This is a genomic window from Niabella aquatica (assembly GCF_054779315.1).
Genome location: NZ_BAAGYM010000012.1, coordinates 1 through 19,387 on the forward strand (window position 1 = coordinate 1; position 19,387 = coordinate 19,387).

The 19,387-nt window shown below is 40.9% G+C and carries 18 protein-coding genes and 1 pseudogene; 7 read left to right on the forward strand and 12 right to left on the reverse strand.

Annotated elements, in window-relative coordinates; all coding sequences use genetic code 11:
- On the forward strand, nt 1-699 hold a 699-nt coding region (locus tag ACYVBM_RS10760; protein WP_460685658.1), incomplete at its 5' end, for an IS256 family transposase.
- A gap of 155 nt (nt 700-854) precedes the next feature.
- Here ACYVBM_RS10760 and ACYVBM_RS10765 read toward each other — a convergent pair.
- On the reverse strand, nt 855-2,684 hold the full coding sequence (locus tag ACYVBM_RS10765; RefSeq protein ID WP_460685659.1) for a hypothetical protein: 1,830 nt from the start codon (nt 2,682-2,684) through the stop codon (nt 855-857).
- A gap of 1,107 nt (nt 2,685-3,791) precedes the next feature.
- On the opposite strand from ACYVBM_RS10765, the gene ACYVBM_RS10770 reads away from it, so the two are divergent.
- The 5 genes from ACYVBM_RS10770 to ACYVBM_RS10790 all read left to right on the forward strand — a co-directional run bounded on the left by ACYVBM_RS10770 (nt 3,792) and on the right by ACYVBM_RS10790 (nt 9,024).
- Nucleotides 3,792-3,989: a hypothetical protein gene (locus tag ACYVBM_RS10770; protein WP_460685660.1), complete on the forward strand. Its 198-nt coding sequence runs from the start codon at nt 3,792-3,794 to the stop codon at nt 3,987-3,989.
- Between the two features lie 3 nt (nt 3,990-3,992).
- Nucleotides 3,993-4,328, forward strand: coding sequence for a hypothetical protein (locus ACYVBM_RS10775; RefSeq protein WP_460685661.1), 336 nt, complete (start codon nt 3,993-3,995; stop codon nt 4,326-4,328).
- Between the two features lie 10 nt (nt 4,329-4,338).
- Nucleotides 4,339-5,922 carry a pectate lyase family protein gene (locus tag ACYVBM_RS10780; RefSeq protein WP_460685662.1) on the forward strand — a complete coding sequence of 528 codons (1,584 nt, stop codon included), beginning with the start codon at nt 4,339-4,341 and terminating at the stop codon, nt 5,920-5,922.
- A gap of 247 nt (nt 5,923-6,169) precedes the next feature.
- Nucleotides 6,170-7,153 carry an aldo/keto reductase gene (locus tag ACYVBM_RS10785; RefSeq protein WP_460685663.1) on the forward strand — a complete coding sequence of 328 codons (984 nt, stop codon included), beginning with the start codon at nt 6,170-6,172 and terminating at the stop codon, nt 7,151-7,153.
- A gap of 368 nt (nt 7,154-7,521) precedes the next feature.
- Nucleotides 7,522-9,024 (forward strand): aldehyde dehydrogenase (NADP(+)), encoded by a 1,503-nt coding sequence (locus tag ACYVBM_RS10790; RefSeq protein ID WP_460685664.1) that lies wholly within the window; start codon nt 7,522-7,524, stop codon nt 9,022-9,024.
- Nucleotides 9,025-9,317: 293 nt separating this feature from the next.
- Here the strand turns inward: ACYVBM_RS10790 and ACYVBM_RS10795 are convergent, their stop codons facing one another.
- The 9 genes from ACYVBM_RS10795 to sufB form a co-directional block, all read right to left on the reverse strand.
- Nucleotides 9,318-9,530: a hypothetical protein gene (locus ACYVBM_RS10795; protein ID WP_460685665.1), complete on the reverse strand. Its 213-nt coding sequence runs from the start codon at nt 9,528-9,530 to the stop codon at nt 9,318-9,320.
- 136 nt (nt 9,531-9,666) lie between these two features.
- Complete coding sequence (locus ACYVBM_RS10800; protein WP_460685666.1) at nt 9,667-10,134, reverse strand: RrF2 family transcriptional regulator; 468 nt, start codon at nt 10,132-10,134, stop codon at nt 9,667-9,669.
- A 95-nt stretch (nt 10,135-10,229) separates the two neighbouring features.
- A complete protein-coding gene (locus ACYVBM_RS10805) occupies nt 10,230-10,535 on the reverse strand; it encodes an SUF system Fe-S cluster assembly protein (protein ID WP_460685667.1) in 306 nt (101 codons plus the stop codon).
- A 193-nt stretch (nt 10,536-10,728) separates the two neighbouring features.
- The gene (locus ACYVBM_RS10810; RefSeq protein WP_460685668.1) at nt 10,729-10,941 is read right to left on the reverse strand and encodes a four helix bundle protein; all 213 of its coding nucleotides are present in this window, start codon (nt 10,939-10,941) and stop codon (nt 10,729-10,731) included.
- A gap of 60 nt (nt 10,942-11,001) precedes the next feature.
- On the reverse strand, nt 11,002-11,430 hold the full coding sequence (locus ACYVBM_RS10815; protein ID WP_460685669.1) for a SufE family protein: 429 nt from the start codon (nt 11,428-11,430) through the stop codon (nt 11,002-11,004).
- 54 nt (nt 11,431-11,484) lie between these two features.
- Nucleotides 11,485-12,732: a SufS family cysteine desulfurase gene (locus ACYVBM_RS10820; RefSeq protein ID WP_460685670.1), complete on the reverse strand. Its 1,248-nt coding sequence runs from the start codon at nt 12,730-12,732 to the stop codon at nt 11,485-11,487.
- Between the two features lie 39 nt (nt 12,733-12,771).
- Nucleotides 12,772-14,076 (reverse strand): Fe-S cluster assembly protein SufD, encoded by a 1,305-nt coding sequence (sufD, locus tag ACYVBM_RS10825; protein ID WP_460685671.1) that lies wholly within the window; start codon nt 14,074-14,076, stop codon nt 12,772-12,774.
- Nucleotides 14,077-14,121: 45 nt separating this feature from the next.
- Entirely contained in the window at nt 14,122-14,871 is a 750-nt protein-coding gene (sufC, locus tag ACYVBM_RS10830) for a Fe-S cluster assembly ATPase SufC (RefSeq protein WP_460685672.1), read from the reverse strand.
- 48 nt (nt 14,872-14,919) lie between these two features.
- Nucleotides 14,920-16,404, reverse strand: coding sequence for a Fe-S cluster assembly protein SufB (sufB, locus tag ACYVBM_RS10835; RefSeq protein ID WP_460685673.1), 1,485 nt, complete (start codon nt 16,402-16,404; stop codon nt 14,920-14,922).
- 219 nt (nt 16,405-16,623) lie between these two features.
- Here sufB and ACYVBM_RS10840 point away from each other — a divergent pair, with 219 nt between their 5' ends.
- The gene (locus ACYVBM_RS10840; protein ID WP_460685674.1) at nt 16,624-16,938 is read left to right on the forward strand and encodes a ferritin family protein; all 315 of its coding nucleotides are present in this window, start codon (nt 16,624-16,626) and stop codon (nt 16,936-16,938) included.
- A 58-nt stretch (nt 16,939-16,996) separates the two neighbouring features.
- Here ACYVBM_RS10840 and ACYVBM_RS10845 read toward each other — a convergent pair.
- Nucleotides 16,997-17,177 (reverse strand): annotated as a pseudogene (locus tag ACYVBM_RS10845) (DUF6157 family protein).
- 241 nt (nt 17,178-17,418) lie between these two features.
- Complete coding sequence (nagB, locus tag ACYVBM_RS10850; RefSeq protein WP_460685675.1) at nt 17,419-19,347, reverse strand: glucosamine-6-phosphate deaminase; 1,929 nt, start codon at nt 19,345-19,347, stop codon at nt 17,419-17,421.
- Nucleotides 19,348-19,387: the final 40 nt, after the last annotated feature.

Here is a 19,387-nt window from a genome sequence, read left to right on the forward strand (position 1 = left end):
GTACTGAAAGTAAAGCAGAATAGCAAGTATATCAACAAGTGCATTTACCTGGTTATTGGCCTGAAAAACGATGGACTGAAAGAAGTGTTGGGCATGTGGATGGCCGAAACGGAATCAGCTTCTTTCTGGATGAGTGTACTGACTGATCTGAAAGCCCGGGGTGTGGAAGATATCCTGATCGCCTGCACTGACAATCTCAAAGGTTTTACAGACGCCATCAAAGGAGTCTTCCCTCAGACCGTAACCCAGCTCTGTGTGGTGCACCAGATCCGCAACTCCTGTAAATATGTGGTGTGGAAAGACAGAAAACCCTTCTGCGCCGATTTAAAGGACGTTTATGGGGCTGTAAATCGGGATGGAGCAGAAACTGCACTGGAAAGACTTTCCGAAAAATGGGGCCATAAATACCGCCACGCCATTGAATCCTGGCGCAACAATTGGGATTGTCTTACCAGCTATTTTGACTTCCCACTGGAAATCCGCAAAATCATTTATACCACCAATACCATCGAAAATCTGAACCGGGGTATCCGAAAATACACAAAAACGAAAGTGCAGTTCCCCGATGATCAGGCAGCAACAAAGGCGGTTTACATGGCCATCACTAATATTGAAAAAAAATGGAGCATGCCCATCCAAAATTGGGGGTTCATACTTCATCAGTTCTTAACTATCTTTGACAACAGGTGCCGGCTCTAAATGCAGTTACTTAACCTATTTACACAATTTATTTTACACTCTCATTAATAGCTGTCTGAAATATGGGGTACTTACATATTTATTATTTCATCCAACTACAACCTACCACTGTAGCCACTGTAGCCCATTGCACTTTTTCAGGGGGACCCTACATATTATAGATATTCAATTATTATCATTCCAATAAAAGAGTGTGTATTACCGGTACGCTTAATATTCAATGTGCCATCCCAAACAGTCTCATCAACCAACAAGCTGTTCATCGACTTATCTATTGGGAGTGTTAAGGGTATTTCAATGCAACCACCTTTATTTGTTGCTGATAAGACTCCTAACTCTTTAACGCCAGCCGTCGTAATAGCCTCTATAGAAAACGTGGCAGCAATTTCCATATTAAAGGCATTTCGGATTATTATAACCTTATAAGGCCATGTCCCTATAGGCATTTTTACCTTTAATTCACCAGGATCAATGCCTGACCAAATACCTGTATTATAAACAGGCTTATAAACCATCTGTTTAGCAGCAACACCTCCAAAACCTGGCTGGTACTGATTAGTAGTATAATTCACCGGATTTATCACGTCGTTTGTTGACGTTAGAATATTACGAAACGCTCTAAAATCGTTTTCGGTCGGTATGTCCACCTGCATATTAGATGCCATACCAGCAGAACCATACTCAGGCGATGATGGTATATATCTCTTATATGTTAAACGGGGTGAATCCTTTATCGTAATTCTACCTAAATTATAATTCATCGTAACATTAGAAGTAATAGCTGCTCTAACATACATCACTTTGTTTAGCATGATATTTTCGAAATGATAGTTCATGCAACCTCCGGTTTTAGCAAATAATATTTCATCACTTCCTGTATAAGAATTGATAACACTCATTTCTCTTATACAAACATCAAAAGCATTAGAAATAACAATGGATGACGTTTCTGCATGATAGATAAGCGGAGTAGCTGAATTTCTATGTTCCACACGAACTCCATAAGAATTAAATTTAGAGGTTTCTTGAAAATCGTTTGCTCCTGTGACCTCAATATATAAATAAGGACCGGCGCCTATTATAGAGCCTCCAAAATGATTAACGAATGTTCCTCTTTTAAAATAAAAATGTTTCCATTTCTCGGAAATATCTGCTATTTCATCATTCTCTGAATCCGTTCCGATGAATTGATGATTGACAGACTGTATGTTTTCATAAACAAAACTCGTTTCGTTATTTTTGAACTTATTATGTAACCAAAGAACCTCTGATGTATGAGCATCATCGTTATAACTTGATGCACCTGCAATATGCGCTCCAATTTTGAACTGATTAACCCTGCAATTAAATACCCTCATTTTCCAGTGCGCTGGTTGTGAATTGATGCTTATCTTATCATAAAAGTAAAAACATGTGCAAGTTCGTACATTGGCATTAACCAACTCAACTCCTTCTATTGCAAAGTAACCCTGTGCTCCTGTTGCAAACGAAAACATAGGAGTATTAATTGTCGTATTGTAGAAATATAATGTAGTGAATACCGAACTGCCTGTACCTCTTAAGATGTACGGCTTAAATTCAACGAGGCTTATGTATGGGAAATTAAGTGTATTAGTTATCAGATATTTTTTTTGAGGGATAATAATATCCAATCCTAGTCTTGCGGCCCATGTTATACAATTTTGAAATGCCTCCGTATCATCGGTTGCCAGTGTAGTATACCCGCTATCAATATAGAGTTGATTGTTGGATGGATTCTTATAATTGGCATTACCAGTTGCACTAAACATCTCAGGTGTTAAATAATCATCTTTTGTTAAACACCTTTTTTTATATAGCTCTCCATCTTTTTTATAGATCACGCCATCTATTTTGCCATCGTCCATTGCGGATCCATCCCAATGTGTCTCAACAATTTCGTAGGTTACTGCTTTCTTTGAAATTGTATTGATCGCTAAAGTTATATCTGTTGCTGGTGTTGCCATATTTTTTTAATTAAAATCGTCATAAGTCAATATTAGAGAGCAGTGTTCACATTTTGGATCATCTCGTATATCGTCCATTATTTCATTGAGTATATCGGCTAACTCACCTTTCGTTATGCTATTAGCCTCTATCGCTTGATGTATTATGTTCTGTATTTCTGACTTAGTTATTGCCTTGTTCATAGATTTATGTTTAAATTTTATAGCAAAATTTCTTCCGTTAGTGTTGGATATGTATAGATTATATCACAATATTCAATTTTTGCATATTCAAATGTATGGAATGTATCCGCCAAACAAACCCGTATAATACGATCTCCGTCTATCCATAAGTGATTTCCTCTTAATTAAAGTTTATCGTACTATTTGGCGTACAGATAATAGGTTTTAGGTCACCATCTACTGTGACATAAAAAACAAATTTTTTACCTGTCAAATCTGGCATTATTCAATTACTTTAAAAATTTCTAACAAATCATAAATCATGTTAGGAGTATTAGGAAGCACTATAAATAATTTTTTCAGATTTAAAGCAAGAAGATAAGTCAATCCTTTTATACCTTGAATTCCTCCTTAAGGTCCTTTTGGCGTTTAAACTCATTGTTATCTGAAGAAGACATGGAGTGAAATTACCCAGCCCTCGTTAGCTTACAAGATACTACATAAACTAAATAATAACAAACAAAAGTAATAATTATTTGGAGATCATTTATTCCCTTAAATATTGTCTAAAAAGTGCACTATCAAAAATTGTTTTTTGTTGTATCTATAGGGACGACAATGAAATTTATATTGAATAGAACTTACGATAACCGTTTATAAACTATCATCCTCAGCATTATGATTTCATGTTACTTATGCCCGGTAAAATAACAGGCCTTACTTTAACGAGCCCTTTCTATAGATGCGTATAATTAGCCAGTAATGGATGCGCTTCCTGGAAACTTTTAATTCAAAGTCATAAGGGCACGGCTGAACTGCATCGTTAAGATGGTTTAATTGTTTTATTATTAGTATCTTTATTAAAACACCAAATTTGCACGGAACAGTTCACTTAAAGGTGAGGGGTGATTAGAAACATTTTTAAGAACTTTCTAATATATTTTTATGACTAGCAGCGAAGAACACACCAGCACACCAGGCCTTACAAACACGGCAGGGATGCCTAATACATTCAGTGAAGATGAAGCACCAGTTACTAATAATACAGATGAGCCGGAGCCGCCCGGTTTCCTGCTTTGGGAAGATGGCGGGCGGATAATGCTCGAAGATGGCAGTGGTTTTATTTTATTAGAAAATAGTTAAGAAATGGCAGACAAAAAAATTTCTGAGGGAAACAAAAGAAGTGCGGCGGAATTGACAGGTACCGACCGGATACCTCTTGTGGTACCTGGTAGTACGAATAATTTTTATGTAGAGTACGGGGATCTTCAATGTCAATGGTCGCTTCTTTTTGTTACAGAGATCTACAATGATAAAGCGTTAAAAAAGTTATTTGCTTATGTAGGCGGAACAGGAACAGCGCCTGATGCCCATATAGGAGAATATTTGAAAGCTGATGGAACATGGACTGCAGATAAGGACCAGGCCGGTAATTTTCCTGAGCTGATAGGGGTGGAATATGATGATGATTTTGATATTTAAATGATAAGATATGGGAACTATCGCAAAAGATATTATAAAAAATCAGAGGATTGGTATTGGCTTACAAATAGATTACAAAGAGACCGAGACCTGGTTTGACGGCACGGCTATCACAGATGAAAAATGTACCTTGACAAGTCCCATATATCGAAAAAAGGGAACAAAATATTATGTAGATACAAACTACTTAGCTGGCGGTACAGTGGCACCTGAGCGATTTGGTGCCGTTGGCAACAATATAACCGATGATACGATTGCTTTTAACAGAGCTATCACCTTTCTTGCAATCACAGCAGGAGGGCAATTGGTATGCGGAGCTGGGAAAAAATATAAGATAACTGGGACATTGCTACTTCCTTCTAATATAATAATAAACTTGAATGGGTCTTATTTGATTGGAGATGGAACTAATGTTATTTTAAAAACCGCTTATTTGAATGGCAATGTTGTTGAAGATAATACATCATCAATACCCAAAACACAGATTGTTCAAAATGCAGGTATTAAGAATGGTCACATACAGAATGCCGCAAGAGGGCTGCATCTTTACAATTTTGTAATGGGCTGCGTAGTTGAAAATATTAGATTTTTTAATGTTGAACAAAGTTGGTACTCAAAACGATGTTTTTATACAATATACAGGGGGTGCTGGTCAAGCGGGGCTAATACAGCATCTTATTGCTATCACTTCGATGAGCAGACAAATGCTGTGTTAATTGATCGCGTTACAGCCACAAAAAATTATTGTTTTTTATTTGAAAACGGTACAACTGCATTGACGATCGTATCTCCAACGACAGAAGGGGGAACGACTGGATTTAAATTCAAAGGAGACTGTCTGGGAATTACTATCAATGGGCATTATGCGGAGGCTATTAAGGATGTGTATGATTTCAGTGAGATATCCACAGGATTTTTTAAAATATCTGGAGGATATTACAACATTACAGATAGGGTGATTGTACCTGCACCCGCATCGGGCATACTATTTGGAACATTCGATGAGACAAATTCGATAGTGAATATCGGTTCTGTTTTGAACAGCTACACTTACCGGGGATTAATAGACCTTACGGGCGGAAGGACACTGATAAGAACCACTAAGCAAGCTTCACATGATAACACGCTCGATTTTCCGAGTAACTATATCACAGATGGTGTATCATTACTGGAAAGCATTGACAGAGTAAAGATAACGAGCACTTCAGTTGCGGGAGCTAATCTGCTAAGCAGAGGAACAATACCTTTGCGAAGATCAGGAGATACGGGGTTAGGATATGTTTCCTGGGTGTTAGGGGCTACATCAAGCCTGTACTCCGGCACATCAGCCGCATTTACAATAAAGATCCAAACAAAAATAAAGTATAGCCCATACACATTGTTTGCTAAGTTTTTAATAAGAGTAACTGTTAATTCTGCTAATTACGATTTTTACGGAGATATCTTCGGAGAGCATGTTAAGAGAAGTGATACCAATGGCAAAACGATGACGCTTTGGGCGGACGGCGATACGAATGTGTATTTTTTATTAGGTGATTTTAATGGATCTGATACGTCATTCACGGCTACCGGAAGTATTCAAATAGTGGGATAAATGAAAAAAATTATAAACATGATTGCTATTCATTTTTCTGCCCAGTTTTATTTGAGCTTTTGTTCCCGTTCAGCTTCATGTAAGTATTCTTTAAAAAACGGCAGTTTAAAATCAGAGGGAATTATTAATTTTTAACTATAAAAGAAGGAAAACGAAATAGCGGGAGGCTTACAAATGTCCATCTGTCCTAAAAACACGGAAGACTACACTAAGTATTGCGAATACTTTTAAATAAATGAATCATTTTATGAACTACAGAAACTTTCACAGAGCGTCAATTGCGGAGATAGGTTTGGGTACCTGGCAGCTGGGCAGCGCCGATTGGGGTATGGTGGATGAAGATAAAGCCTTTGAAATTTTAGAAACCTATACTGCCGGTGGCGGGAATTTTATAGATACTGCCGATGTATACGGCATGGGTGTAAGCGAAACAATCATCGGGCGCTATCTGAAGCAATCCGGCAAAAAACTGTTTGTTGCTACCAAGCTGGGACGCAGGCAGGATGCGCCTAACGGCTGGCCGCAAAATTTTACCTATGATGCTATGCGCCGTCATGTGGAAGACTCACTTCACCATTTGGATATGGACCAGTTGTTCCTGGAGCAGCTGCATTGCATACCTTCAGCCGAGCTGGAAAGAGGAAAGGTATTTGACTATCTGCGCCGCCTGCAGCAGGAGGGGCTGATCCGGCATTTTGGTGTAAGCGTGGAAACTGCCGACGAGGCGTTAATTTGTTTAAAGCATAAAGATGTGGCTTCCCTGCAGATCATATTTAATTTATTCAGGCAGCATTTGCCCGGTTTATTTTTTGAGCAGGCCAGGGAGCAGGGAACCGCGCTTATCGCAAGAGTACCCTTGGCCAGCGGCCTGTTGAGCGGGAAGTTTACGGCACGCACCGTATTTGATAAAAACGACCACAGGAATTATAATGCCAACGGGGAAGCATTTAATGCAGGCGAAACTTTCAGCGGTATCGAGTTTGGCAAAGCCCTGGAGCTTGTTGAAAAGATCAGCAACATATTACCTGCAGCTCACCTGGCGCAGTATAGTTTAAAATGGATTTTACAGCATCCCGAAATCACCACGGTTATACCGGGCGCTTCCAGTGCTGCACAGGTAAGCAGTAATGTGCAGGCCGCCACGCTTCCCCCTATAAGCCATGAAATCATGGCACAGCTAAACGACTTGTATAGCCAGGAGATTTATCCCTCCATTAGGGGCCGTTTTTAAAAGCCCGGTTACCTGACTGAGAAAAATTTTATGGACCTTTAATTTTTGCACCGGCAAAAGGATGTATGGCATCTTTGTTGTGCCTGCCTGTTGGGTAGCTCCCCTATACACACATCTCGAAGAGATGTCATATTTATAGTTTAAGCAATCATTCAGAAGGGTACGACCCCTACGGGGTCGAATCGTAAAATGGACATGATTGTCTATAAACATGTGAATCCTACAGATTCCATAATGATATTACAGACTTGTGTGTACAGCGTAGCTGTCGGGTAGACAGGGCTCTCACTTTTTTGTGTTACATGTCCCGGCCTGCATATTCGCAGCAAAATGGGTAATCAAAAAACCGTCAATAAAAAAGTACACGTATGTTTAACGATGCCACCCTACAACAGGTAGATGAATCTTTAAAAGCTGCATGGAATGCCTTTCACGTTTACAGAAAATGTTCGCTAAAAGAACGAGCCGGCTTTATGCGTTCCATTGCCAAACAAATAGATCGGTTAGGTGATGATCTGATAATAACAGCGGGCAAAGAAACCAACTTACCAGAGGCAAGGTTGAGAGAGGAGCGTGCAAGAACGGTATTCCAGTTAAACTCTTATGCAGATGCCTGCGAAAGAGGGGTGTGGCTCGAAGCTCGCATTGATACAGCAATTCCCGGTAAGTCGCCGCCCAGGCCGGATATCAGGAAAATGTTGGTTCCATTAGGGCCGGTAGCTGTTTTTGGTGCCTCCAATTTCCCGTTTGCTTATTCTACCGCTGGTGGTGATACGGCGACCGCTTTTGCGGCCGGGTGCCCGGTAATTGTAAAAGCACATCCTGCCCATGCCCAAACCAGCGAGCTGGTAGCAAATGCAATAGCAAAAGCCGTGGAAGCGTGTCAACTGCCTCAAGGTGTTTTTACCCATCTGCATGGCCGGTCGTTTGAAATAGGCAGGGCGTTGGTCACGCATCCCTATACAAAAGCAGTCGGATTTACGGGTTCCTTTGCCGGAGGCAGACAGTTGTTCGACTGGGCCAGCCGGAGCAAAGAACCGATCCCGGTTTTTGCAGAAATGAGCAGTATCAATCCTGTTTTTTTGCTTCCCCGAAAAATGAGCGCTTCGGCTGCAGCCATTGCAAAGGAATATGCGGGCTCCATTACATTAGGGATGGGGCAGTTTTGTACCAATCCCGGTTTACTGATTGGCCTGGAAGGAGCAGATCTTAACATATTTACAGCAACGCTGGCAGCCGAAATAAAAGCCATTGCTCCTGCAACTATGCTGCATGAGGGTATTTATAAGAATTATACAGAAAAAAGAAACCAGGCCTTGTCTCAGCCGGAAGTGGAAATAGTCGCTGTTTCGGAAATAGCACCGGAAGCACAACAGGGGCTTCCTACAATAGTTGCTGTTAATGCCGATACTTTTATCAATAACCCGCTGCTGCACCAGGAGGTGTTTGGCCCTTATTCCTTAATGATAAAGTGTAAAGATATGCGGCAAATGATCAATGTCGCCCAACATATCGAAGGCCAGCTGACCGCTACATTAATAGCAACAGCAGCAGATATACAAAACAACCAGGAACTGGTAGATGCTGTTCAGGATCTTTGTGGCCGCTTTATTTTAAATGGTGTGCCCACAGGTGTTGAAGTATGCCTGAGTATGCAGCATGGCGGTCCTTTCCCTTCTACAACTGATGCAAGGTTTTCTTCGGTAGGAGCCGATGGTATTAAAAGATTTGCCCGCCCGGTAGCATATCAGAACTGGAGTAATCAATTATTACCTCATGAGCTAAAAAATGAGAATCCTTTGGGTATCTGGAGAACGGTGAACGATGTGCTGACAAAAGAAGCAATCACCTGTTTTTTACCGTCACACTGACCGAAGTCCCGACAACTGTACGGGACGGAGCGGAAGTGTCTCCTGAAATTCTGGAGAGAGGTTACGATTGATAATCAGCCTGTAACAAACAGGTCATTGGTGTTAGAAGAGAGATGTTTTGAGCCCGACCACCGAAAAAAAACCTCCCAATGTTAACCACTAAATCGTACTCATTGTCTGGCGCCAGGCTGCCATTCTTTTGATACACCGTTTATTCTTATCCGCGGTATGCATATACAAAAAAGCCGACTGAAGATATCAGCCGGCTCTTTATAGCTAATTAGTAATTGCTCTTATTTTTTCAGAGAATCCACAGCAGCAGCAGCAGCAGAATCAACTGTAGCAGCAGCAGAATCAATTGTAGCATGTGCAGAATCTGCAACAGCTTCCACCTGAGCGTTTAAAGAATCTGCAGTAGCTTCAGCACCTTCTTCAGTTTTAGTTTCACCACTGTTACAAGCTGCGAAAGATACAGCGATCAGAGCAATTGCGAATAATTTTTTCATGATTGTCTTTTTTGTTTTAAAATTATAATTTGAAGATTAATACCTAAAAGACAAAGAGGTAACCCAGCGTATGGGATTTTTTTTTAAAAATTTGTTTTTTATAATCAGCTGATTACATATTTGTATAAAAAAAATATTATTTTTTCTCCAAAAATTCAGGACTTAACGCATCAAAAATGGTGTTTTTATTGTCATTTTCGGTTACCAGGTCTAGTAAAGTAATCCTTTCCAGTAAATTATTTACTGTTAGCTGAATCATTTGCCATAGCGATCGGGAAGAGCAATCTACAGAATTGGTGCAAAAGCGCATCACTGCACCATTTTCATCTGTAAATTCTTTATCCAGCGGAGTTCCTAAAGCTTCCAGAACGTTTTTAATAAAAATTTCATTTGCCGGACGGGCTAAAATGTAGCCGCCTTTATTACCTGGTGTACTACGGATTAAATGAGCCATGCGCAGCAGCCTGGTAAGCTTGGCAATATAATGCTGGCTGAGTTGCTCCGTTTCGCTTAATTGAGGGATGCTCATTCCGTCATGGTCTTTGCAGGACGCAATGCGTATCAAAATCCTTAAGCCGTATTCTTCCTGTGCGGTAATTTTCATTTTCGAGAATTCTTATTTAACGATAGTTATAGGTGGTATTTTTGATCCTGCATTTAAGCAGCCATCTTCAGGCTATTCCAATACCTGTTTATATTTTACAGGAACCCTAATTCTAACTGAGCAGCTTCGCTCATCATTGTTTTGTTCCATGGCGGGTCCCAGGTTACGGTAACCAATACGTCGTTAACGCCTTCTACCTTCCTTACTTTTTCATCCACTTCCAGGGGCAACGATTGTGCTGCCGGGCATCCTGGTGCTGTAAGGGTCATTAGCACAAAAACATTTCCCCCTTCGTTTACCTCTACTTTGTAGATCAATCCCAGCTCATAAATGTTTACAGGTAGCTCAGGGTCAAAAACGCTTTGCAGCACTTCAATTACCTTATCTCTTATTTGTTCCATGTTACTAGTTACTGGTTGCTGGTTATTCTGATTCGAAATTGTTCCAATTGCCTTCAACCCAGTCGATAAATTTGTTTATTTGTTTACTCAATTTTATGTAATCGTCCTTTGTCTCATTGTAACGAATTTTATCTTCAAGAGATTCTGTTTCAAATAAAAAATCAAGATGTTCAACCGTTTCATCACACTCCGATTAAGCATAAGTAAGAAATCTAAGAAAATCTGCCTTGTACTTTTTTCTACCGTAACCTTCTACAATAGCTGTTGATATAGCTTTTGAAGATCTTCTAATTTGACTTCCTTCTTCATACATTTCAAACCTGGGCAATAATAGACTAAGTGTATGTACAACGATCGCCAGGCGGTGAGCATCTTTATAAATATTCAAATCCCTGTAACTTTTCATTTTCAAGTTTTGTATTAACCTGTAATATGAAACCTGTAACGAGGAACTTGTAACAGCACCTCAACTTGCCATGGCCTTAAACGCCAGCGCATAATGCTTCATTTGCCTTACCATAGCCAGTAACCCGTTAGACCGTGTTTGCGCAAGATGGCTCGTCATACCTATTTTATTGATAAAATCCATTTGAGCGTTGATGATCTCATCGGGTGTATGACCACTTAGTACACGAATCAGCATACTGATCAGGCCTTTCACTATTACAGCATCACTTTCTGCTTTGTAATATACTTTTCCGTCGCTATAATCAGCTGTAAGCCAAACGGTAGATTGGCAGCCCTTTACTTTATTTTCCTCCGTTTTAAATGCATCGGGCAGGGGCGCCAGTTTTTTGCCCAGGTCAATAATATATTCATACTTATCATCCCAGCTGTCAAACAGCGAAAATTCATCTATTATTTCTGCTTCCGTTTGTTCTATAGTCTGTGTCATTATTTATTAATCATCCGGTTTGACATTAATTATTTGTTTATGAGGTGCATAACACTATCTCAAAATTTTTACGGCTCTATTCAATGCTCCTACCATGATATCCACTTCTTCAATGGTATTATACAAGGCAAAAGAAGCTCTTATGGTTCCGGGAATGCAAAAACGGTTCATTAATGGCTCTACGCAATGGTGGCCGGTACGCACTGCAATTCCTTTATTATCCAATAAGATCCCTACGTCCTGCGGGTGAACGCCTGCTATAACAAAAGATACTACGCTTACTTTATGGTCATTATCTCCAATAATTCTTAATCCGTCAATTTCTTTCAGTCTTTGCGTGGCATGTGCCAGCAGCAAGTCTTCCTGTTGGCGAATATTGGCCTTACCCGTTTTATTAATATATTCAATAGCTGGCTTTAAGGCAATCGCATCAGCAATATTGGGGGTGCCGGCTTCAAACTTGTAAGGTAGCTCGTTGTAGGTGGTTTTTTCAAAAGTGACTTCTTTAATCATTTCACCACCACCATTAAACACGGGCATCGCTTCTAATAAAGCTTTCCTGCCATATAAAATACCCATGCCGGTTGGTCCCAGCATTTTGTGCGATGAAAAAGCAAAGAAATCGCAATCCATATCCTGCACATCGATATCCAGGTGCATTGTGCTTTGTGCACCATCTATCAATACAATGGCTCCTTTTTCATGGGCCATTTGTGTAATATCTTTAACAGGATTTACGGTACCCATTGCGTTGGATACATGGTTTACGGCTACCAGCCGGGTACGGTCACTGAGCAGCTTTCTGTACTCATCCATCAGTAATTCACCATTGTCATTCACAGGAATTACTTTTAGCGTGGCATTCTTTTCTGCACCAACAATTTGCCACGGAACAATATTGGAATGATGCTCCATACCAGAAACAATGATCTCATCTCCTTCATTCAGGTTTTGCCGGGCCCAGGTGTAAGCCAGCAGGTTAATACTTTCGGTAGTACCTTTTGTATAGATGATTTCTTCCCTGGCTGCGGCATTAATGAAGTCTTTTACGGCATCGCGGGTAGCTTCAAAATCGGCCGTGGCCTCTTCCGCCAGCGTATGGATACCACGGTGCACATTGGCATTATTGAAACTATAATAATGCACCAGCGCATCGATAACCGTTTGCGGCTTTTGCGATGTGGCGGCATTATCAAAGTAAACCAGCCGGTGACCTTTTATCTCCCGGTTCAGGATGGGAAAGTCCCGGCGGATGGCTTCAACATCAAAAGTATGCTTTGTATTTAAAGTAGCTGTTTTCATGAACGTCCCATTATTTTTTTAAGCCCTTCATTGGGCGCTTTACAGGGCCAGCTTTTTTGTAATGAACGCTTCTACAAAAGTTCTTACTCTCTCGTGATGGATCTTTTCTAAAATATCCAAAGCAAAGCCGTGCAGCAGGAGGGAAGTGGCTGTTTTTTCTTCAATACCACGGGAGCGCATATAAAATAACGCGTCTTCATCAAGGCGTCCCACGGTACAGCCATGTGAGCATTTTACGTCATCTGCAAAAATTTCCAGCTGTGGTTTGGTATTAACACTTGCGTTCTCCGAAAGCAGGATGTTGCGGTTGCTTTGGTAAGCATTTGTTTTCTGAGCTACCTGGCGTACAAAAATTTTACCATTAAACACGCCGGTAGCGCTTCCATTCAGCACCCCTTTGTATAGTTCATTGCTCAGGCAGTTGGGTTGCCTGTTGTCTACCACCGTATGGTTATCAATATGAGTATGCCCGTCTCCTAAATATAAGCCGTACATATTGGCTTCGCAAAACTCTGCCGACATTACCATGTTCAGGTTATTGCGGATCAAACCGCCATTCAGCGAAACGGTTACTACATTGGCAACACTTTTCCCTACCTGATGAACATGTGTAGTGCTTACTACTTTTGAATTGGGTGCATCGTTCTGGATCTTATAGAAATCCAGAACCGCATCTTTTTCTACTATCAGCTCAATTACCTGGTTGGTAAAGCTCTCGTCTGCACCAATCGTTGCAAAGGTTTCTGCTATCTGCACCTGTGCATTTTGTGCTACATGTACCAGGCAACGGGGTTGTGCAAAAATATTACCATTACGGGCATCGGTAATATTGTATAAATAAACAGGGTGGCTGGTAGTACGGCTTTTAAACACATGTATAAACACGCCTTCCTGTATGAAAGCGGTGTTTAGTGCGTTAATGCCGTCTTTATGATAAGCGGCACTATGCCCCAGGTGTTCTTTTACAATAGCACTATATTGGGGATGTGCTGTGGCTTCCTGCAAAGAAATAATTGCTAATTCTTCTGAACGGGTATGCGATAGCTCAGGATGAAAATGGCCGTTCACAAAAACTACCAGGTTCGCCTCTTCATGCCCCGGAAGCTGTAAAAGCTCCAGGTCGGGTACAGTAAAAGCTTTTTCTTTCAGATCGGCAGTAAAATGATAGTCTTTACCGAAAAAGTCGTTAATGCGTGTATATTTCCACTCTTCATGCTTTACAGTAGGAATGCCGGTTTGCGTAAATTCGGTAAACGCTTCATCCCTTATCAGCTTAATATGCGGGTTTACAGGATTGGCCTGCAGCTGTTCAAAACGTTCTTTTAAATATGCGATTGTGTCCATTTGTTTAATGTGCTAATATGCTAATGTGATGATATGCTAATAGGATTACACCAAAGCGCTTTTGATAAAATCGTAGCCTTTTTCTTCCAGCTCGTACGCCAGTTCTTTAGTGCCCGATCTTACGATCTGCCCGTTATACAGCACATGTACAAAATCCGGAACAATATATTCCAGCAGGCGCTGGTAGTGCGTAATAACCAGTGTAGCGTTTTCCGGTGTGCGTAATTTATTGACACCATTAGCTACAATGCGTATGGCGTCGATATCCAGGCCTGAGTCTGTCTCATCGAGGATGGCCAGTTTAGGTTCCAGCATTGCCATCTGAAAGATCTCGTTGCGCTTTTTTTCACCACCCGAAAACCCTTCGTTCAGCGATCGGCTGAGCATGGACTGGTCAATTTCAACCAGGGCCATTTTTTCTTTCATTTTTTTAAGAAAGGTAACAGCGTCCAGCTCTTCTTCTCCACGGTATTTCCTGATCTCATTAACAGCCGTTTTCATGAAATTTGTGGTGCTTAAACCCGGAATTTCAACAGGATATTGAAAACTAAGAAATATCCCTTCTCCTGCACGCTCTTCCGGAGCCAGCTCCAGCAAATCTTTGCCCAGGAACTCAACTGAGCCGCCCAATACCTCATAATCTGCTTTTCCGGCTAAAACAGAAGCCAATGTACTTTTACCGGCTCCGTTAGGTCCCATGATAGCATGTACTTCTCCCGGATTTATCTGCAGGTTCACACCTTTTAATATTTCTCTGCCTTCAATACCTGCACGCAGGTCATTAATTGTTAACATAATTTATTTAAAATTTCTTATTTAATTTTAGTATTCTAAACTTTAATTTTATCCAACACTTCCTTCTAGGCTGATAGCCAATAATTTTTGTGCTTCAACAGCAAATTCCATTGGTAGCTGGTTCATCACTTCTTTAGCAAAGCCATTAATGATCAGTGCCACTGCTTTTTCGGTATCAATACCACGTTGGTTGCAGTAGAATATCTGGTCTTCACCTATTTTTGAAGTAGTAGCTTCATGTTCTACGATGCCGGTATTATTTTTCACCTCGATGTAAGGGAAGGTATGGGCGCCACACTTATCTCCTAACAAAAGGGAATCACATTGTGAGAAGTTCCGGGCATTGCTTGCATTTTTACCCACACGTACTAATCCTCTATAACTATTATTGCTGTAACCTGCTGATATTCCTTTACTTACTATCCTGCTTCTCGTATTTTTACCGAGGTGTATCATCTTCGTACCAGTATCGGCCTGCTGGTAGTTGTTGGTAACGGCAACCGAATAAAATTCACCATTGGAATTGTCACCCTGCAATATTACACTCGGGTATTTCCAGGTAATGGATGAGCCGGTTTCTACCTGCGTCCAGCTTATTTTAGAGTTCACACCTTTACATATTCCACGTTTGGTAACAAAATTGTAAATACCGCCTTTGCCTTCTTTATCTCCCGGATACCAGTTCTGAACAGTAGAATATTTCACTTCTGCATTATCTAAAGCGATTATTTCTACAACTGCTGCATGTAATTGATTTTCATCTCTCATTGGAGCTGTACATCCTTCCAGGTAGCTTACATAACTTGCTTCTTCTGCAACGATCAGTGTACGCTCAAACTGCCCTGTATTTTCTGCATTGATGCGGAAATAAGTGGAAAGTTCCATAGGACAACGCACCCCTTTGGGAATAAAACAGAAAGAACCATCGCTGAATACCGCTGAATTTAATGCTGAAAAGAAGTTATCGGTTACGGGTACAACGCTTCCCAGGTACTGCCGTACCAATTCCGGATGCTCCTGTATGGCTTCGCTCATAGAACAGAAGATGATACCCAATTCTGCCAGCTGTTCTTTAAAAGAGGTTCCTATAGAAATGCTGTCAATAACTGCATCTACAGCAACACCTGTAAGGCGCTTTTGCTCTTCCAGTGAAATACCCAGCTTTTCAAAAGTTTTGATTAGCTCAGGATCCACCTCGTCAAGACTTTTGGGCTTTATTTTTTGCTTGGGAGCCGAGTAATAAATTACATCCTGATAATCGATGGGGGGGAAGCTAATATTGGCCCAGCCCGGTTCTTTCATTTTTAACCAGTGATGGTAAGCTTTGAGCCTCCACTCGAGCATCCATTCCGGCTCATTTTTTTTAGCGGAAATGAACTTTATAATATCTTCATTAAGGCCTTTAGGAGCAGATTCTGACTCAATATCTGTGACAAAACCATATTTATATTCGCTATTAACATGACTTTCAATCGGGTCAAGCTCAACCTCCGGAACCTCCAGGTTATCTATTTGTGCAGTATCCGTATTCATTAAGCGAAGATACGCTATTTATACTAAAAAGTATAAATGAAAAGGGGGTTCATTTTATAAAATTTTCCGATCAGTCTATAGAAAAAAATGATAAAGCTGTTTTAATCTATTTGTATTCGAAAGCGTTACATTTCTTTGTTTATTCAGAAGTTATTGGCTTAATAATTGCGGATATCCTGATTGCCAGAAGGCAGCATTTTAGTTATACAACCGAAAACTATGGGATTTGATCAGTATCATGAACCACCGGAAGAGCTTTCACAGCCGGTAAGAACTTTTGCAAGAATGGTCCGTTCTTTAATTGAAGAAGCAGAAGCAATCGATTGGTATGAACAGCGTATTTACGTGGAGAAAGACCAGGATGCAAAGAAAATCATGACACAGGCCCAAAAAGAAGAATTCATTCATTTTGCCATGGACCTTGAATTTCTGCTGCGGAAGAAAAAAGAATGGCGTATCGTTATGCAAAATGTATTATTTAAACCGGGCGATATTGTAGAAAATGGGGAAAAAGCAGAAGACAAGATAGAGTAGGAGTTATATCTCATAGTTATTACATATTACAATAAGAAAAAGGGCGATTACCTGGTTCTTATTTCCCAGAGTTGCGCATTGCTTTTATCTTTTTGACATCCGGAGCTGCTACCAGTTTTTTATATTCCTCTGTTTCCATGGCATATAAGGCTATTTTCCCTTTTTCATCTGCATGTATGCCAAAAATAGCGCTTGGTTAACGGCGAAGCCCTGAAACAAGGTTGGCCTTTGGAAAAAATAGCTCCCGTTCTTTATGGGCTGCTTCGCTGAGGCCATTTTCTTTGCATATACAAGAAACAATATATCGTCAGACGTATATTTCCTGGCCGCGCCGGTTCACATCCTACACAAGATGTTAAAATGAAATCCCCGCTCGGAAGGGGGAGCACTACCTTAAGCTTTTGCCCTTCCTGTTTACAGGCAAAAAAGAAGCTGCCCTGGAGGGACAGCTTTGGTTAAAAGAGTTGTCATTATAAAACTTTAATAATGCCATCTAACAAAGGCTTCTATTGCGGCATAATGAGTAAGCCCGAGATCTGCATAGATTTTTGCCGTGGCCGCGTTGCGCTCTTCTGCGCGCTGCCAGAATTCGCGGTCATCGCTTCCCTGGAAAGGCACGCTGTCTTTTTGAGACTGGTGAATAAAAATACCAAAACGTTTTTTTAAAACCTGCGACGGGCTCATCGGAATAGCCATTTCAATATCCTCAATATCCCATTCCTGCCATGCGCCTTTATACAGCCATAACCAGCAGTCGTTGATCCACTCATCACCATCGGCTTTTATCCGCTGTAATGCCTTCAATACTGCATTAAAGCAAACCAGGTGGGTTCCATGCGGATCGGCAAAATCTCCGGCGCAATAAACCTGGTGCGGTTTTATTTCGCGCAACAGGTCAACAGTAAGTTGTATATCTTCTTCTCCCAAAGGATTTTTTTCAATAGTGCCTGTTTCATAAAAAGGCAGGTTTTGAAAATGTATATTCTGAGGATGGATGCCCACATAATTACAGGTGGCTTTAGCCTCGCCTCTTCTTATCAGTCCCTTAATGGCACGAATAGCGGCTGTATCAACCTGACCGGGCTTTTTGTCAGCGATAAACTTCTGGGCTTCACTGAGCATCTTTCCGGGTATATCTGAATGGATATGGGCTATTTCATTAAAACCTACGGCAAAATCTAAAAAGCGGGTGACGAACTCATCGGTTACAGCAATATTGCCCGATGTTTGATAAGCTACATGAACATCATGCCCCTGGTCGTGCAGGCGCAGGAAGGTACCCCCCATACTGATGATATCATCGTCCGGGTGGGGAGAGAAGATCACCACTCTTTTGGGATAGGGCTCAGACCTTTCAGGGTGTGTAGGGATTACAGCATTAGGTTTGCCGCCGGGCCAGCCGGTAATGCTATCGCGAAGCATATAATATACTTCGAGATTTATTTCATATGCATCGCCTTTTTCTACTAAAAGATCGCTTAACCCGTTATCATTATAATCTTCATTGGTGAGGCTTAAAACAGTTTTGCCCAGCTGAAGCGCCATATTGATTACCGCCTTTTTTACCATTTTAGGCGTCCATTCGCATTCACCTGTAAGCCAGGGCGATTTAAAGCGGGTGAGTTGCGCAGCTGCAGCTTGATCAATAACAAAGCTTACATTATCGTGGTTTTGCAGAAACGATGCCGGAACCAATTCAGAGTCCTCATCTTCCACTGCTTTTTTTACTGCCATTGCTTTTGCAGGTCCCCAGGCCATCAATATGATCTGTTTTGACTTTATGATGGTACCAATGCCCATAGTAATAGCCATGCGCGGCACTTCAGATACTTTTGCAAACTCATAGGCATTGGCCAGCCGGGTACTGTTACTAAGGTTTACCAGGCGTGTTCTGGTATAAATGCCCGAGCCGGGCTCATTGAAACCAATATGTCCATTGTTGCCGATACCTAATATCTGAAGGTCAATGCCACCGGCTGTCTCTATCTGTTTTTCGTATTCGGAGCAGGCTGTTTTAATATCATCTTTTGCTATTTCACCATTGGGTATATGAATATTTTCAGGGTTAATATCAACATGGCTGAACAAGTGCGTGTGCATAAAGCTGTTATAACTTTGAGGAGCCGTTTTGCTTATCGGGTAATATTCATCCAGATTAAAAGTAACTACATTCTTAAAGCTTAACCCTTCTTCTTTATGCATACGAACCAGCTCGGCATACAGGGTTTTAGGACTGGAGCCTGTTGCCAGGCCTAAAACACATGGCTGATTCTTGGATTGCTTTTTTCGTATAAGATCAGCAATGGTTTGGGCAATAGCCAGCGAGCCCTTTTTAACATCAGGATAGATATTCACACTGATCTTTTCAAGGCTGTCCAGCTTACCTGTAGAATCCTGTTTTTTGCTCATAAGATATATAGATTTTTTGTTATCAGCTTAGGTAATAGTA

What these genes read in the sequence shown, in the direction of transcription:
- ACYVBM_RS10790 (WP_460685664.1), top strand. Translation starts at nt 7,522, where the DNA reads ATGTTTAACGATGCCACCCTACAACAGGTAGATGAATCTTTAAAAGCT.
- ACYVBM_RS10820 (WP_460685670.1), bottom strand. Translation starts at nt 12,732, where the DNA reads ATGAAAACAGCTACTTTAAATACAAAGCATACTTTTGATGTTGAAGCC.
- ACYVBM_RS10765 (WP_460685659.1), bottom strand. Translation starts at nt 2,684, where the DNA reads ATGGCAACACCAGCAACAGATATAACTTTAGCGATCAATACAATTTCA.
- ACYVBM_RS10795 (WP_460685665.1), bottom strand. Translation starts at nt 9,530, where the DNA reads ATGAAAAAATTATTCGCAATTGCTCTGATCGCTGTATCTTTCGCAGCT.
- nagB (WP_460685675.1), bottom strand. Translation starts at nt 19,347, where the DNA reads ATGAGCAAAAAACAGGATTCTACAGGTAAGCTGGACAGCCTTGAAAAG.
- ACYVBM_RS10815 (WP_460685669.1), bottom strand. Translation starts at nt 11,430, where the DNA reads ATGACACAGACTATAGAACAAACGGAAGCAGAAATAATAGATGAATTT.
- ACYVBM_RS10780 (WP_460685662.1), top strand. Translation starts at nt 4,339, where the DNA reads ATGGGAACTATCGCAAAAGATATTATAAAAAATCAGAGGATTGGTATT.
- ACYVBM_RS10785 (WP_460685663.1), top strand. Translation starts at nt 6,170, where the DNA reads ATGAACTACAGAAACTTTCACAGAGCGTCAATTGCGGAGATAGGTTTG.
- ACYVBM_RS10800 (WP_460685666.1), bottom strand. Translation starts at nt 10,134, where the DNA reads ATGAAAATTACCGCACAGGAAGAATACGGCTTAAGGATTTTGATACGC.
- ACYVBM_RS10840 (WP_460685674.1), top strand. Translation starts at nt 16,624, where the DNA reads ATGGGATTTGATCAGTATCATGAACCACCGGAAGAGCTTTCACAGCCG.
- ACYVBM_RS10775 (WP_460685661.1), top strand. Translation starts at nt 3,993, where the DNA reads ATGGCAGACAAAAAAATTTCTGAGGGAAACAAAAGAAGTGCGGCGGAA.
- sufB (WP_460685673.1), bottom strand. Translation starts at nt 16,404, where the DNA reads ATGAATACGGATACTGCACAAATAGATAACCTGGAGGTTCCGGAGGTT.
- ACYVBM_RS10805 (WP_460685667.1), bottom strand. Translation starts at nt 10,535, where the DNA reads ATGGAACAAATAAGAGATAAGGTAATTGAAGTGCTGCAAAGCGTTTTT.
- ACYVBM_RS10810 (WP_460685668.1), bottom strand. Translation starts at nt 10,941, where the DNA reads ATGAAAAGTTACAGGGATTTGAATATTTATAAAGATGCTCACCGCCTG.
- sufC (WP_460685672.1), bottom strand. Translation starts at nt 14,871, where the DNA reads ATGTTAACAATTAATGACCTGCGTGCAGGTATTGAAGGCAGAGAAATA.
- sufD (WP_460685671.1), bottom strand. Translation starts at nt 14,076, where the DNA reads ATGGACACAATCGCATATTTAAAAGAACGTTTTGAACAGCTGCAGGCC.
- ACYVBM_RS10770 (WP_460685660.1), top strand. Translation starts at nt 3,792, where the DNA reads ATGACTAGCAGCGAAGAACACACCAGCACACCAGGCCTTACAAACACG.